Source organism: Streptomyces sp. NPDC001858 (assembly GCF_053594615.1).
In genome coordinates this window covers 162,025-177,420 of record NZ_JBSFEV010000006.1, presented here as the reverse complement: position 1 = coordinate 177,420, position 15,396 = coordinate 162,025, and the positions used below count along the sequence as shown (strand labels likewise).

The following is a 15,396-nucleotide window of genomic DNA, read 5'->3' as shown; positions in this document are numbered from 1 at the left end:
GCGGGCGTGGCGGGCCGCCGTCCGGCTCCGACGCATGAAGTAGCGGGCCCGCCGCCGCACGACGGCGTCCGAGGCCCTCGCCGCGGCCCGTCAGGCGGGGTTCTGCGCCGGCTCCCGCATCGGCCAGACGCCGTCCACGACCGCGTCCTCGTCTCCCTTGCGGCGCAGGAAGCTCTGGAAGTCCGCCGCCCACTCGGCGTACCACTCGATCTGCCGGCGGTGCAGCTGCGCCGGGCCGAGGGACGCGACCTTGGGGTGGCGGGCGGCTATCGCACCGGCCAGGCGGGCCGCGGCGAGGGCGTCGGCCGAGGCGTCGTGGGCGGATTCGAGCGGGACGCCGTACTCGGCGCAGACCGCTTCGAGGTTGCGCTTGCCGCGCCGGTAGCGGTCGACCGAGCGGTCGATGGTGTACGGGTCGACCACCGGCGCCGGTTCCTGGCCGCCGAGCCGGTCCCGCAGGGACGGCAGCCCGTGGCGGCGCAGTTCGGCGGAGAGCAGGGTGAGGTCGAAGGCCGCGTTGTAGGCGACGACCGGGACCCCGGTGCGCCAGTACCCCACCAGGACCTCGGCGATCGCGTCCGCGACGCGGTCGGCGGGGGCGCCCTCGGCAGCCGCCCGCTCGTTGCTGATCCCGTGCACCGCGACCGCGTCCGCCGGGATCTCCACGCCCGGGTCCGCCAGCCATTCGCGGTGTCCCAGGACCTGCCCGTCCCTGACCTCGATCACGGCTCCCGTGACGATGCGCGCCTCGCGCGGGTCCGTCCCGGTCGTCTCCAGGTCGAAGCCGATCAGCAGCTCCCGGTACCAGGCCATGTCGGCCCCCCTTCTTGGTGGTGCTTCCCCCAGTGGTCTCCACCCTGCCATGCGCCACTGACAATCAGAGGACCGCGTTCCGCTTACCGCCGCGAGGGGACGCCCGAAAGCCCATGAAAGTCATGTGCATACACCATGTCGCCCGAGTCCGGATGAATCAGGACACCGGTCGCGAGTCCGCCCAGGCCAGTTCGAACTCCTCGCGGTAGGCCGAGAAAAGTCCGCTTTCATCCACCTCGCCCGACTTCACCACCCGGTTGCCGTTGCGCAGCACCAGCACCGGGGCCTCCATGCCGCGCATCCGCCGCAGATAGGACTGGATCACCGCGATGCCGTCGGTGCCGTCGCCGTCGACGAGATAGGCGGTGAAGCGGGGCGTCTCGTCGTACACCTGGATCTGGAAGGCGCCCGGGTCGCGCAGCCGGGCGCGGACCCGGCGCATGTGCAGGATGTTCATCTCCACGGCGCGGCTCAACTCGCCCCGCTTCATGTTCAGTTCGCGCTCGCGGCGCTTGACCGCGCTGGAGGCCGGGTTGAGGAACAGCAGCCGGACGCGGGCGCCGGCCTCGGCGAGGCGGACCAGACGGCGGCCGGAGAAGTTCTGCACGAGCAGGTTGAGGCCGATGCCGATGGCGTCGATGCGGCGGGAGCCGTCGAAGATGTCCTCGGCGGGGAACTGGCGCAGCAGCCGCACCCGGTCGGTGTGGACGGCGACCACGTCCGCGTACCGGTCGCCCACGAGGTCCTCGACCGCGTCGACGGGGAGCCGGCGGGCGGAGGGCACGTCGCCGCTGGTGCCCAGCATCTCCAGCAGCCGCGCGGAGGCCCGTTCGGCCTGGTTCAGGACTGCTTCGGACAGGGCCCGGTTGCGGGAGACGACGTTGCGGGTCACCTCCAGCTCGTCCAGGGCGAGTTCGACGTCGCGGCGGTCGTCGAAGTAGGGCTCGAAGCACGGCCAGTGCTGCACCATCAGCTCGCGCAGCTGCGGCAGCGTGAGGAAGGAGATCACGTTGTCGTCGGCCGGGTCGAGCAAGTAGCCCTTGCGGCGGCTGACTTCGCGGACGGCGACGGCGCGCTGCACCCACTCCTGGCCGGCGGGCCCGGCCGCGGCGACCACCCATTCGTCGCCGTGGACGGGTTCGTAGATGGGCCGCAGCACGGCGGCCACCACGGCGCGCAGCCGCTGTTCGACGAGGTTCAGCCAGATGTAGGCCCGGCCGGCCCGCTGCGCGCGGGTCCGTACCTCGCGCCAGGCGTCGGCGTCCCAGTCCAGCTCCGGTCCGATGGCGTTCGTCTCCATCGGCCGGGCCAGGGACACCGTGCCGGGCGGGACGTCTGCGGAGCCTCCCTCGTGACCCTCGTCACCAGGGGGCAGCTCCAGCCCTCCCGAGCCCACCCGCGCACCGCCTTCCGCTCCCCCGAGCACTCCCCGTCCCAACGATCAAGGAAGGGTACTCCGGGAGCGGTGGGCGGTGCAGCCGGATGGACAGGTCGTTTCTCAACTACCGCCGTTCGGTTCGCCGTTCTGTCCGGCGAGGGCGGACGGAGTGAGCGGATTCATAGCGGTGACGTCCCTGGGGGCCAGGGAGAAGCCCTGCCAGTGGACCGGCATGGGCTCCTGGTCCTCGTCCCGGGCGATGTGGTGGAAGCCCACGTTCACCCAGGCCACGGGGTGGGTGAGGGTCTGGCCGTTCACCCATTTGTCGACCGAGTAGCCGTGCAGCGGATTGCCGCAGCTGCGGACGTTGTTGCTGGCGTACTGCTCGCAGTTGTTGTACTGCGTGAAGTAGATGTCGTGCTGGGTGAAGGGGCGCCCGGAGTACTTGGTGGTGGCGCCGGGGACGAACTCGTAGGAGCGCGCGTGGCCGTCCTTGTTCTTGCCGGTCGCGCTGACCACGCGCCACCAGCGCATGTTCGCCGCGTCGCCCGCGAGTTCCTTGGTGACGGCGGTGCGGGTGGTCTTGTTGGTCGGGCCCTGCTGGGCGCCGGCGGGCGGGCTGACGACCGAGTCGTACTGCTCGACCTTGGTGTTCGACGAGCCGTCGAGGCCGAAGTCGAGCCGCCAGAACACGTTGTGGCTGTGGCTGGTGGCGTAGGACTTGGCGCCCTTGCCGATGGGCCAGCCGCGGCCGTCGCCGGCGTCGTAGTCGAAGGGCGAGAGGCTGCCGGTGGCGCCGACGTTCATGTTGATCGCGCCGTCGTCGGAGAAGCGCCACTCGGTGATGTACTCGTACCAGCCGACCTTGTTGACGGTGTAGATCAACAGGTCCTTGCCCTGGGCCTGGAAGACCTTGTTCGCGTCGGACTGCATGCGATAGGCGTGGCCGCGCGAACGGGTGGTGGTGCACAGGCCCTTGACGTTCGCGTTCTCGCCGTTGAACGGGTCGGCGACCTTCACCGTCCTGATGGTGCCGCCGGGGCATTCGGCGGGGGCCATGTTCACCAGGCCCGAGCCGAAGTTGTAGTCGGTGATGTCGTTGTACTCGTTGGTGCCGTCGTCGTACGGCACATGGATCTGGGCGATCTTGGCGCTGTTGAGGACGCGGATCGGCTTGGCCTCGCCGGGCGGCTGGTAGGAGATCTTCTCCAGGATCAGGCCCGACTTGGACTCGAAGCGCCAGCACATGCGCCAGGTCGTGCCGGTGGAGAGCTTCTGTTCGATGCGGTAGGCGGCGCTGCAGTCTGCGGCCGCCGCCGCGGGGGCCGCCTTGGGCTGGGCGGCGGCCGGGCCGGCTCCGGCGGCCGCACCGGTGGCCAGCGCTGCCACGGAGAGGCCGACGAGCGCCCCCGTACGGGCGCGGCGGCCGCTGATCAGTTTCGGAACGCGCATGACGACATGACTCCCTTTGCCTCCCGCTGCGGGAGGCAAGTTCGAGGAACGGACGTGGGGGGACGAGCCTGCGGACGGTTCAGCCGGCGAGCCGGGCGACCTTGCGGGTGCTGAGGTCGACGACCAGGGACCGGGTGTCGATCCAGGGGCCGTTCCTGACCTTTGTCAGCAGCCGGACGCAGCGGTGTTCCCCGCACTTGTCGAGGACGGTGCTCGGGGCGCCCGGCGCCGCCCGGTACACCATGCTGGCGAGCTGCAGCTGGTCCGGGGAGGTGAGCGCCTTGCCGGTGGCGTCCTTGAAGTCGGCCTTGAGGCCCGCGCCCAGCGGGTCGGCGATCAGCAGGCTCGCGGCCTCGTTCTGCTCGGCGGAGCTGAGCGGCGGCTGGACGCCCTGCTGGGCGTCGGCACCCTCGACCTTGCCGGTGTCGAGGTTGACGGTCTTGGTGAGCAGCGTGTCGGTCTTGTAGTCGTAGAACGACACCTCCGCGCGCCGTGGCGCCCGGGGGTCGTCCACCTCGTCGGCCGCGGGTTCGGCGAGGTCGACGCCGAGGCTCTGCGGGCCGCGGTCGCCGTCCACGTTCTCGCTCGCGTTGAACTGCTGCCGGTCGAGCGCGAGCTTCTCCACGCGCGCGATCTCGTCGTCGGTCAGGGGATCGCGGCCCACGCCCTTCTCGCCCTCGGCGGGCGCCTCGGCGACGACACCGGGCTGGACCGCCGCCGTGTCCCCCTGCTGCTGTCCGGCGGCCTGCCGGGCGCTCTGCCCGGCCTTGCCGCCTCCCGTGTCGTCCGCCCCCGCCGTGCCCGGCAGGGTGATCCCGACCATCATGGCCGTCGCGGCCACCGCGATGGCCGTACCCGCCACCACCTTGCCCAGGTGGCGACGCACTGTCGTGCGCACATCTTCCCCCTACTCCCCCTGTTGCCCGGGAGTACGTGTCTGCCCCACAGGTTCCGCACACGACGCATGACGCAGGGCGTCTGGCGTCGTCTGCACCGGTCGTCGGGTAAGAGGCCCGTAAGTCGCAGGCGGTTCCCTCACTTTCCGGGAGACTCGAAGCCAAGGCGCCCCCGGCGGGGCGGCACACCTGAAAGAGTCGAGTCCATGCAGGTCTGGCCTGGAGAGGCGTATCCCCTCGGTGCCACGTACGACGGCGCCGGCACGAACTTCGCGGTCTTCACGGAGGCCGCGGACCGAGTAGAGCTGTGTCTGCTGCACGACGACGGCTCGGAGACGGCGGTGGAACTGCGCGAGAGCGACGCGTTCGTCCGGCACGCGTACGTGCCGGGCATCATGCCGGGGCAGCGCTACGGCTTCCGGATGCACGGCCCCTACGACCCCGCGCGCGGGCTGCGCTGCAACTCGGCGAAGCTGCTGCTCGACCCGTACGCGAAGGCGGTCAGCGGTTCGATCGGGTGGGGCGAGGAGGTGTACGGCTACCACTTCGACGCCCCGGAGCGGCGCAACGACCTGGACTCGGCGCCGCACACGATGACGTCGGTCGTGGTGAACCCCTACTTCGACTGGGGCGACGACCGCAGGCCGCGCACCGAGTACCACCACACGGTGATCTACGAGGCGCATGTGAAGGGTCTGACGATGCGCCACCCGGGGCTGCCGGAGGAGCTGCGCGGGACGTACGCGGCCCTGGCGCACCCGGCGGTGCTCGAACATCTGACGGAGCTCGGGGCGACGGCCCTGGAGCTGATGCCGGTGCACCAGTTCGTCAACGACCACCGGCTGGTCGACATGGGCCTGAGCAACTACTGGGGCTACAACACGATCGGGTTCTTCGCCCCGCACAACGCCTACGCCTCCTGGGGCGACCGCGGCCAGCAGGTGCTGGAGTTCAAGTCGGCGGTGCGGGCGCTGCACGAGGCGGGGATCGAGGTCATCCTCGACGTGGTCTACAACCACACCGCCGAGGGCAGCCACCTGGGGCCGACGCTGTCCTTCCGGGGCATCGACAACCGGTCGTACTACCGGCTGACGAACGACCGCCGCTACTACATGGACACCACGGGGACCGGGAACTCGCTGCTCATGCGGTCCCCGCACGTACTGCAAATGATCATGGACTCGTTGCGGTACTGGGTCCTGGAGATGCATGTCGACGGGTTCCGCTTCGACCTCGCGGCGACCCTGGCCCGCCAGTTCCACGAGGTGGACCGGCTGTCGTCGTTCTTCGACCTGGTGCAGCAGGATCCGGTGGTGTCCCAGGTGAAGCTGATCGCGGAGCCCTGGGACGTGGGCGAGGGCGGCTACCAGGTGGGGAACTTCCCCCCGCTGTGGACCGAGTGGAACGGCAAGTACCGCGACACCGTGCGCGACGTGTGGCGGGGCGAGCCGCGCGCGGTCGGCGAGTTCGCCTCCCGGCTGACCGGCTCCTCGGACCTCTACCAGGACGACGGGCGCCGCCCGCTGGCCTCCATCAACTTCGTGACCTGCCACGACGGGTTCACCCTGCACGACCTGGTGTCCTACGACCACAAGCACAACCAGGCCAACGGGGAGGACAACCGGGACGGCGAGAGCCACAACCGGTCCTGGAACTGCGGCGTGGAGGGCGAGAGCGACGACCCCGGGGTGCTGGCGCTGCGCGCCCGCCAGATGCGGAACTTCGTCGCCACGCTGATGCTGTCCCAGGGCGTGCCGATGATCAGCCATGGGGATGAGTTCGGGCGCACCCAGAAGGGCAACAACAACGCGTACTGCCAGGACAGCGAGCTGGCCTGGGTGCAGTGGCCGTCCGAGGACGGCGACGAGCTGCTGGAGTTCACGCGCGCGTTGGTGTGGCTGCGCAAGGAGCACCCCGTCTTCCGGCGGCGCCGCTTCTTCCACGGCCGGCCGGTGGAGGGCACCCACGACGAGCTGTCGGACATCGCCTGGTTCACGCCCGAGGGGACGGAGATGGCCCAGCGGGACTGGGACCGGGCGCAGGCGTCGGCGCTGTCGGTGTTCCTCAACGGCAACGCGATCTCCGAGCCGGGCGCGCGCGGCGAGCGGATCACCGACGACTCCTTCCTGCTGATGTTCAACGCCTCGGCCAAGACCCTTCAGTTCGTGGTCCCGGTCGACCACGGGCGGCAGTGGCAGGTCGTCGTGGACACCGCGAACCCGGCGGCGGTGGCGGCGGGCGCGGGCCCGAAGGTGCAGGCCGGGGCCCGGCTGACGCTGGTGGACCGGAGCATGACCGTGCTCCAACGGCCGACCACCTAGCAGGGAGGCGAACGGAGGGGCCGCAGGGAGGGATGCAGGGAGGTTTGACACGAAACGCGGCCGGGCGGGTACGTAGGTGGGCATGACCTCTGAGCGACGTGACGCCCGAGTCCCCGTGCCGCCGACGGCGACCTACCGGCTGCAGCTGCAGCCCGGGTTCCCGTTCCGGGCCGCGGCGGCGGCCGTGCCCTACCTGGACTCGCTCGGCGTCTCGCATCTGCATCTGTCCCCGGTCCTGGAGGCCGTCCCCGGCTCCCTGCACGGGTATGACGTCGTGGACCCCACGCGCGTGCGCGAGGAGCTGGGCGGGGAGGAGGGGCTGCGGGCGCTGGCGCGCACCGCGCGGGAGCACGGGCTCGGGCTGGTCGTGGACATCGTGCCCAACCACATGGCGATGGCCCCGCGCCACAACCGCGCCCTGTGGGAGGTGCTGCGGCAGGGCCCCGAGTCGCCGTACGCGCGCTGGTTCGACATCGACTGGGCGGCGCAGGGCGGACAGCTGCTGCTCCCGGTGCTCGGCGGTCCGCTCGGATCGGAGCTGGCGCGGCTGCGGGTGGACGGCGACGTCCTGCGCTACCACGACCACGCCTTCCCGCTGCGCGAAGGCACCGAGGAGCTGCCGCTGCCGCGGCTGCTGGACGCCCAGTGGTACCGGCCGGTGTGGTGGCGGCTGGCCCGCACCGAGCTGAACTACCGGCGCTTCTTCAGCATCTCGGAGCTCATCGGGGTGCGGGTGGAGGACCCGGAGGTGTTCGAGGCCACGCACGGCACGATCCTGCGGCTGCTGCACGAGGGCGTCGTCGACGGGCTGCGCGTCGACCACCCCGACGGCCTCGCCGACCCCGACGGCTACCTGGCGCGGCTGCACGAGGCGAGCGGCGGCCGCTGGACGGTCGTCGAGAAGATCCTGGCGGACGGGGAGCAGCTGCCGGACTCCTGGCCGGTCGCCGGGACCACCGGCTACGACGCCCTGCGCCGCGTCGACGGCCTCTTCACGGACCCCGCGGGGGCCGGGGAGCTCCAGGCCCGCTACCGGCGCTTCGCGGCCCCGCAGACGGACCGGGGCGGCGACTGGGCGGCGACGGTGCGGCGGGCGGCGTACGGGGTGCTCGGCCACGAGCTGGCGGCCGAGACGGACCGGCTGACCCGGGTCGCGTCCCGGGTGTGCGCGGCGTCGGCCGATCCCGCGCTGCGCGACCGGGCGCCGTGGGCGCTGCGCACGGCGCTGGAGGAGCTGCTCGTGCGGGTGGAGGTCTACCGGCCGTACGCCTCGGGCGACCCGGCGGCCGTCGTCACCGAGGCGGCGGCGCGGGCTGCGCGGCAGGCGTTCGTCGTGCCCGAGGAGGCGGGCGCGGTCGACGTGGTGCGGGGCCTGGTGCTCGGCGGGGAGGGCGCGGCGGGGGCGGAGTTCCGCGCGCGGTTCGCGCAGACGGCGTCCGCGCTGCGGGCCAAGTCGGTGGAGGACACGGCGTTCTACCGGTACGTGCCGCTGCTGGCGGCGAACGAGGTGGGCGGCGACCCGGGCGCGCCGGGCGGGTCCCCGGCCGAGTTCCACGCGTACTGCGCGCGCGTGCAGCGCGACTGGCCGGCCGGCGGGACGGTCCTGTCGACGCACGACACCAAGCGCAGCGCCGATGTGCGCGCCGCGCTCGCGGTCCTCACCGAGTGCCCGCAGCGCTGGGCGGACGTCCTGGCGGAGGTCACGCGCGCGCAGGAGCAGGAGGGCGAGCCGGACGCCGAACCGGGCGTGCCGGACGGGCAGCTGGCGTGGGCGGCCTGGCAGACGGTCTTCGGGCTCGGTCCGGCGGCCCCGGAGCGCGTTCAGGAGGCGTTGCTCAAGCACGCGCGCGAGGCGGGGCTGTACACGAGCTGGACGGAGCAGGAGCCGCCCTACGAGGAGGCGGTGGCCGCGTTCGTGGCGGCCGGGCCGTGCGGGCCGCCGGGCGAGCGGATCGCGGCCCTGCGCGGCGAGCTGGGGCCGTACATCCGGGCGAACGTGCTGGGCACGGCGCTGGTGCAGCTGACGATGCCGGGGGTGCCGGATCTCTACCAGGGCACGGAGAGCGAGTACCGGGCGCTGGTGGACCCGGACAACCGGCGGCCGGTGCGGTTCCCGGCGGAGCGTCCGGGCGTCAAGGACGCGGTGACCGCGGGCGCGCTGCGGCTGCGCCGGCGGCGGCCTGAGGTGTTCGGGGAGGCGGCGACGTACGAGCCGCTGGCGGCCGAGGGGGCGGCCGCGGCGCACTGTCTGGCGTTCGCCCGCTCGGGCCGGGTCGTGACGGCCGTGACGCGGCTGTCGCTGCGGCTGGCGGAGGCGGGCGGCTGGCGCGGGACGCGGCTGGCCCTGCCGCCGGGGCGGTGGATCGACGTGCTCGATCCGGCGCGGGAGTTCACGGGGCACGCGCGCGTGGCGGAACTCTTCGCGGGGCTGCCGGTGGCGCTGCTGGAGCGCGTGGAGGACGGCGACGGGTGAACTCCGTTGCCCTACAAAGGACTTGGAGAACCGGGGGGTGAACGGCCGTATCCCACCGCCGGCGTGCGCATCCGAGCGCCCCCTGGAGCCTCCCCCGAGGCCTCCTTGACAGTTCACAGAGACCGTGGGGTACTGCGGATGCGAAGGCCGGGCGGACCGATACGGGGGTGAGTCTCCTGCCGGAGCTGCGCTACCCCACGGTGATCGAAATGACCTCCTTTGCCCAGGCGTTGGCCACACATCAACCCGGCGTGTGCGCGCTGCGGCAGGTGGGGGTCTCCCGTGCGGGCCGCCCTCTGCACCTGCTGTCGGTGGGACACGCCCCGCGGGCCGTGCTCGTCGTCGCCGGTGCTCATGCGAACGAGCCGACCGGGGGTTCCACCCTGCTGGCGCTCGCCGAACGGGTGCTGTACGAGCGGGAGTTGCGCGACGGCACGTCCTGGCACTTCCTGTTGTGCGCGGACCCCGACGGGGCGAGTCTGCATGTGACCCCGGCCCCGCGCAGCCTGCTGGAGTACCACCTCGGCTTCTTCCGGCCCGCCGGTCCGGAGCAGCCCGAGTGGTCTCCCGCCGTGCTGCCGCCGGACCGGCTGCCGCCCGAGACGCGCGCGCTGACCCGGGTCATCGACGAGCTGCGGCCCTACCTCCAGGTGACCCTGCACGGCACCGATCTGGGCGGCAGCTGGGTGCAGTTGACGAAGGACATCCCGGGTCTCGCCGAGCCGTTCGCGAAGTCCGCGGCCCAGTTGCACATCCCGGTGGAGACGGGCGCCTCCGACGCGGCGGGCTGGCCGGCCTCCGGGCCCGGCGTGCATGTGATGCCGGCCGCCGGGGCGGACGCGGCCTACCCGAGCATGCCGGACGACGCACGGCACAGCACCTGGTACCACGCCCATCGCTACGGCGGTCTGACCGCGGTGGTGGAGGTGCCGATGTGGGCGAGCGACATGGTGGACGACCCCGCCCCGCATCCCGCGCCGGCCGCGGCGATCCAGCGGCTGGCGCGACGACTGCTGCGGGACACCACCGAGGTGGAGCGGGTGCTCGTCGAGGCGCTGCCGCGGCTGGAGGGCGTCGACGGCCCCCTGCTGCGGGCGGCCAGATGGGCGCTGGAGCTGGTGCCGGGGCTGGCCGCCGACTGGACCCACACGCCGCCGGCCGGCACGACGATGGCCTACGTCGGCAGCGTGGACGCCTTCGCCCGCCGGCTGCCGCTGCGGGCCGCCGCGATGCTGTGGCGGGTCCTTCAGGAGAGCGACGACCATGCGGCCCCGCGGCTGGAGCAGCTCGTCGAGACCTGGAGCGATGCCTTCGCCGACCGTTTCCGGGCCCGCTGGGTGCCCTTGGAGCACCAGGTCGAGCATCAGTCCCGCACGGTCGTGGCGGCGGCCCTGCACGCCCGTGAACGGGCGGCGTAGCGCCGATCGGCGGCCGCCCGTCCGGGCGGCGGACCGGACGGGCGGCCACCCGGACGGCGGCTGCGTGCACACACGCGTGCCCGCAGCCGCCGCGGCAGCCGTGGCCGCCTCTGCGGCTCAGACCTCGGGCACCTGCTCGTCGTCGAGGGCGAACACGGCCCCCGTCAGCGCCTCCCGCTCGCAGTCGTTGCCGAAGGTGTGCTGGTAGTCGACCGCGCGTCCGTTCCACCGCCCCTGCGCCCGGACGGTCACCGGGGCGTACAGCAGCGGGCAGATGCGGCTGCCGTCCCCGGTGAGGGCGCCGACGTCCCCGTCGGCCGCCGTCAGGACGTCGCAGGCCTCGGCGGCCCGGGAGTGGCCCTGGGGCGGGTCGCACATCAGGAGGGTGCCGCGGCTGTCGCTGGAGCGGGCGTCGCCGCGGACGACGGTGAGCTGCAGCCAGTTGCCGGGGAGGGCGTCATGGGAGGCCGCCAGGGCCGGGGCGGCGCCGGTGGCGAGGAGGAGGGCGGCCGCGGCCGACAGGGTGCGCCGGACGGCTTTCGCCGAGCGGAGGGGGTTGCGGAAGTGCGTCATTCCCGGTGCATCGGCACGGCGGGCTGGGTACCCCAGTCCGACTCACCCGAACGGGCACGGGAGGGTGCCGCGGGCGGCCGTCCGGCCAGCTCGAACGCGGCGAGCACGACGCGCGCCTGGTACTCCGCCTGGCGTGCGACGGGGATCCAGCGCGCTCCGCAGTCGTCCTGGTAGCCGGCGCACCACGCGTCGATGAGCGCGTCCAGTTCGGGCAGCGCGCCGCAGGGGTCGGCTCCGGCGCCGGTGACGAGCTGGTGCAGCAGGCCCGCCGTCCGGACGGCGATGCGGCGGCCGGCGATGCGCAGGGCGGTCAGATGGGCGGTGCTCAGCGGCGGGAGCGGGCGGACCGGGTCGGCGGTGTCGGGGTCCCAGGCGTCGGCGAGACCGGGGCAGACCAGTAAATAGTCGTCGACCGGGGCGAGCAGGCGGTCCGCGTCGGGGAGACCGGCGAGGCGGGGCCGCACCCGGGTGAGGATACGTTCCAGCAGCGCCGCGTCATGGCGCAGGGCATGGCTCACGGCGCGCAGCACCGCGTCCCGGTCGGCGGGCGGGGAGCCGTCCTCGACGGCGGCGACGCCCCACATGGGCGCCTCGACGACCGCGGTGACCGTGCCGTGCCGGTGCGGGTGGTACCAGGTCGACTCGACGGCGGCCTCGGTGATGGCGGCGGCCAGATCGCCCGCGCGCGGGGGCGGGATCCGGTAGACCGCGGGAGCCAGGCGCGGCCAGTACAGGGCGTCGTAGGGGCCGAGCTCGCGGGGGATGCCGAGGCGGGCGGCGGTGTGGGCCACGCGCCGGGAGAGTCCGGGCAGGTCGCGGGTGAGTTCCACGAAGGCGCCGCCGACGTCGACGCCGTGCAGCGAGCACTGGAAGAAAGGTTTCAGTTCGTCCTGGAGGCGGAGCAGCGCACGGGTCTCCGGCAGCGCGGCGGCGGCCGCGCCGTCGGGCAGCCATTCGGGCTGTTCCCGGAAGCCGGGCCGGAAGAAGTTCCGGAAGTAGCGGCCGAGGCTGTAGGGGCCGGACAGCCAGCCCTCGTTGCGGCGCAGGCCGTCGGGGTCCAGGCAGAGCAGCAGGTTCCAGGTGGCGTCGGCGCCGACGGTGAGCCGCGGGTCGGCCAGGACGCGTTCGGCGAGCCGCAGGACGGTGGCGCCGCCGACGGGCTCGTTGGCGTGCGGTCCGGCGACGACGAGGGCCTGGCGGGCGCCCCGGCCCACGGAGAGCAGCCACAGGGGCGTGCCCGCGCGGGAGACCCCGACGCGGCGCAACCGGACGTCCCCGGAGCTGCGGACGGCGAGCGCGGCCGCGCGGGCCGCGAGTTCGTCCACGGTCGGGTAGCGCAGGAGTGGCGGCAGGGCACACCTCCACAAGGCGGCGCCGTCGGTTCACTTGGCGTATCTGGTGTACGCACAGTGAGTCATGGGCCGGGGGATACGTCAACACCGCCGCCCGCGCGGGGACTTGGCCGGGCGGGCCGTTCGCCCCGGACCGGTCCCTGTCCGGCGTCCGGGGCGCGGTCCGGGGCCGCGGTCCGGGGTCAGTCCACGGAGAGGCGGAACCCCATCCGGCCGAAGGCGACCTGGTCGCCCTCACGGACCACGGCCGCGCCGATGACCCGACGTCCGTTGACGGTCGTCCCGTTGGTGGAGCCGAGGTCGCGCAGCACCCACATGCCGCCCTGGCGGCTGAGTTCGGCGTGCACCCGCGAAACGCTGTCGTGGGTCAGCCTGAGGCCGCTCGCGGGGTCGCGGCCGATGCGCAGCGCGTGCGCGGTCCCCGGGTGCGGCAGCAGCAGCTTGGGCAGCCGCTCGGCCTGCCAGGCCCTGCGCAGCCGGACGGTGAAGCCCGAGACGGCCTCGACGGCGCCGAGGACGACCCGTGAGAAGCGCTTCTCCTCGGGCAGGTCGGCGGTCAGGACGGCGAGCTCGTCGGAGCGGCGGGCGGCCAGAGCGAGCTCCATGCGCCGGATGAACGTGTCGTGCGACAGGCGCCCCATGGCGACGCCGTCCCGCAACACCTTCAGCGCGTGGTCGCGCTCCGCGTCCGACAGCCGCGCCGGGTACGTGTTGAACTCGAAAGACGACGTCACGCTGGTGATTGTCGGTCAGTGAACCCCAGGTGTCCAGAAAACGGGAAAACGCCCGCCCCACGCACGCGTGCCGCGACGGGTGTGCCGACGCGTGTGCCAATGGGAGTGTTCCGAAAGCGGATTGATCGCGTGTGCAGCACGATGGACGCGACGGGCTACATCACGGTGAACAGACGAAGGGGAACCGTCCGTGCAGTTCGAGGTGTGGGCTCCGCAGGCCGAACGAGTGACGCTCCGGTGCGGCGACGCCGCGCGCGCGATGGAACGCGATCCGGAGCGGGCGGGGTGGTGGACCGGCGAGGCGGAGGCCGCGGACGGCGCCCGGTACGGCTTCGCGCTGGACGACGGCCCCGTCCGGCCCGACCCCCGCTCGCGCCGCCAGCCGGACGGCCCCGAGGGCCTGAGCGCCGTCGTCGACCAGGGCCGCTACGCCTGGCGTGCGCAGTGGTCCGGACGTCCGCTGCCGGGCGCGGTCCTGTACGAGCTGCACGTGGGCACGTACACCCCCGAGGGCACCCTGGACGCGGCCGCCGAGCGGCTCGGACACCTCGCCGAACTCGGCGTCTCCCACGTGGAGTTGATGCCGCTGTGCGCGTTCCCCGGCCGGCACGGCTGGGGGTACGACGGGGTGTCGCCGTGGGCCGTGCACGAGCCGTACGGCGGCCCGGAGGCGCTGAAGCGGTTCGTCGACCGGGCCCACGAACTGGGCCTGGGCGTCGTCCTGGACGTGGTGCACAACCATCTGGGCCCGTCCGGCAACCAGCTGCCCGCGTTCGGCCCGTACTTCACCGAGACGCACCACACGCCGTGGGGCGCGGCCGTCAACCTGGACGCGCCCGGCTCGGACGAGGTCCGCGCGTATCTGGTGGGCAGCGCACTGGCCTGGCTGCGCGACTACCGGCTGGACGGGCTGCGGCTGGACGCGGTGCACGCACTGGCGGACACACGCGCGTGCCACTTCCTGGAGGAGCTGTCGACGGCCGTGGACGCCCTCTCGGCGGAGACGGGCCGGCGGCTGTTCCTGATCGCGGAGTCCGACCTGAACGACCCACGCCTGATCACGCCCCGCCCGGAGGGCGGCCTGGGCCTGCACGCGCAGTGGAACGACGACTTCCACCACGCCCTGCACACCGCGCTCACCGGCGAGTCCCAGGGCTACTACGCCGACTTCGCGCGCGACCCGTTCGCCGCCCTCGCCAAGACCCTCACCGGCGGCTTCTTCCACGACGGCACGTACTCCGGGTTCCGCGGCCGGAGCCACGGCCGCCCGCTGGACCGCGCCCGCGTCCCCGCGCACCGCCTCGTCGGCTACGGCCAGACCCACGACCAGATCGGCAACCGCGCGCGGGGCGACCGCCTCTCGGCCTCCCTGTCCCCCGGTCTGCTGGCGTGCGCGGCCGCGCTGACGCTGACCGCCCCGTTCACGCCGATGCTGTTCATGGGCGAGGAGTGGGCGGCGGGCACGCCCTGGCAGTACTTCACCGACCACACCGACCCGGAGCTCGCCGAGGCCGTGCGGCGGGGCAGACGACGGGAATTCACGGCGCACGGCTGGGCCGAGGAGGACGTCCCCGACCCGCAGGACCCGGCGACGCGCGAGCGCTCCTGCCTGGACTGGTCCGAGCCGCGGCGCGAGCCGCACGCGCGCGTGCTGGCCTGGTACCGCGAGCTGATCGCGCTGCGGCACACGACGGCGGACCTCACCGATCCCGACCTGGCCGACATCAAGGTCGCCCATGACGCGCAGGCCCGCTGGCTGGCGTTCCGGCGGGGCGACGTCCGGGTGGCCGTCAACCTCGGCGGGGAGCCGGCCGCGATCCCGCTGGGCCCGCGCCCGGCACGGGTGCTGGCCGCCTGGGAGCCGGTGGCCGTACCGGGTCCGGACGGGCTGCTGCACCTGCCCGGGGAGGCGTGCGTGGTGCTGGAGCAGCAGTGAGGCCCGGCCGCACCTCCTGGGCCGGCCGCACCTCTTCGGCCGGCTACCCC

Annotated in this window: 11 protein-coding genes; 4 read left to right on the top strand and 7 right to left on the bottom strand. The window is 73.2% G+C overall.

Features of this window, described 5'->3' with window-relative positions:
* Positions 1-90: 90 nt before the first annotated feature.
* The 4 genes from ACWCPF_RS11150 to ACWCPF_RS11135 form a co-directional block, all read right to left on the bottom strand.
* Positions 91-813, bottom strand: a complete 723-nt coding sequence (locus ACWCPF_RS11150) for an exonuclease domain-containing protein (protein WP_451044712.1) — start codon at positions 811-813, stop codon at positions 91-93.
* 157 nt (positions 814-970) lie between these two features.
* Positions 971-2,209 (bottom strand): SAV2148 family HEPN domain-containing protein, encoded by a 1,239-nt coding sequence (locus tag ACWCPF_RS11145; protein WP_451044877.1) that lies wholly within the window; start codon positions 2,207-2,209, stop codon positions 971-973.
* A 102-nt stretch (positions 2,210-2,311) separates the two neighbouring features.
* Complete coding sequence (locus tag ACWCPF_RS11140; RefSeq protein WP_451044711.1) at positions 2,312-3,643, bottom strand: copper amine oxidase; 1,332 nt, start codon at positions 3,641-3,643, stop codon at positions 2,312-2,314.
* Between the two features lie 79 nt (positions 3,644-3,722).
* Entirely contained in the window at positions 3,723-4,541 is an 819-nt protein-coding gene (locus ACWCPF_RS11135; RefSeq protein WP_451044710.1) for a Tat pathway signal sequence domain protein, read from the bottom strand.
* Between the two features lie 204 nt (positions 4,542-4,745).
* Here ACWCPF_RS11135 and glgX point away from each other — a divergent pair, with 204 nt between their 5' ends.
* The 3 genes from glgX (at position 4,746) to ACWCPF_RS11120 (ending at position 10,751) form a co-directional block, all read left to right on the top strand.
* Positions 4,746-6,860: a glycogen debranching protein GlgX gene (gene glgX / locus ACWCPF_RS11130; RefSeq protein WP_451044709.1), complete on the top strand. Its 2,115-nt coding sequence runs from the start codon at positions 4,746-4,748 to the stop codon at positions 6,858-6,860.
* An 82-nt stretch (positions 6,861-6,942) separates the two neighbouring features.
* Complete coding sequence (gene treY, locus ACWCPF_RS11125; protein ID WP_451044708.1) at positions 6,943-9,333, top strand: malto-oligosyltrehalose synthase; 2,391 nt, start codon at positions 6,943-6,945, stop codon at positions 9,331-9,333.
* 167 nt (positions 9,334-9,500) lie between these two features.
* Entirely contained in the window at positions 9,501-10,751 is a 1,251-nt protein-coding gene (locus tag ACWCPF_RS11120) for a M14 family zinc carboxypeptidase (protein ID WP_451044707.1), read from the top strand.
* Between the two features lie 117 nt (positions 10,752-10,868).
* Here ACWCPF_RS11120 and ACWCPF_RS11115 read toward each other — a convergent pair whose 3' ends face one another.
* The 3 genes from ACWCPF_RS11115 to ACWCPF_RS11105 form a co-directional block, all read right to left on the bottom strand.
* On the bottom strand, positions 10,869-11,324 hold the full coding sequence (locus ACWCPF_RS11115; RefSeq protein ID WP_451044706.1) for an SSI family serine proteinase inhibitor: 456 nt from the start codon (positions 11,322-11,324) through the stop codon (positions 10,869-10,871).
* Entirely contained in the window at positions 11,321-12,649 is a 1,329-nt protein-coding gene (locus tag ACWCPF_RS11110; protein ID WP_451044705.1) for a M14 family zinc carboxypeptidase, read from the bottom strand. The genes ACWCPF_RS11115 and ACWCPF_RS11110 overlap by 4 nt, the downstream gene beginning before the upstream one ends.
* A 209-nt stretch (positions 12,650-12,858) precedes the next feature.
* A complete protein-coding gene (locus ACWCPF_RS11105) occupies positions 12,859-13,410 on the bottom strand; it encodes an FHA domain-containing protein (RefSeq protein WP_451044704.1) in 552 nt (183 codons plus the stop codon).
* Positions 13,411-13,600: 190 nt separating this feature from the next.
* Here ACWCPF_RS11105 and treZ point away from each other — a divergent pair, with 190 nt between their 5' ends.
* Positions 13,601-15,346, top strand: a complete 1,746-nt coding sequence (gene treZ, locus ACWCPF_RS11100) for a malto-oligosyltrehalose trehalohydrolase (protein ID WP_451044703.1) — start codon at positions 13,601-13,603, stop codon at positions 15,344-15,346.
* The last annotated feature ends 50 nt before the right edge of the window (positions 15,347-15,396 follow it).

Bases quoted from the DNA above. Each gene is read 5' to 3' on its own strand.
- ACWCPF_RS11140 (WP_451044711.1), bottom strand. From the start codon at position 3,643: ATGCGCGTTCCGAAACTGATCAGCGGCCGCCGCGCCCGTACGGGGGCG.
- ACWCPF_RS11115 (WP_451044706.1), bottom strand. From the start codon at position 11,324: ATGACGCACTTCCGCAACCCCCTCCGCTCGGCGAAAGCCGTCCGGCGC.
- glgX (WP_451044709.1), top strand. From the start codon at position 4,746: ATGCAGGTCTGGCCTGGAGAGGCGTATCCCCTCGGTGCCACGTACGAC.
- treY (WP_451044708.1), top strand. From the start codon at position 6,943: ATGACCTCTGAGCGACGTGACGCCCGAGTCCCCGTGCCGCCGACGGCG.
- ACWCPF_RS11150 (WP_451044712.1), bottom strand. From the start codon at position 813: ATGGCCTGGTACCGGGAGCTGCTGATCGGCTTCGACCTGGAGACGACC.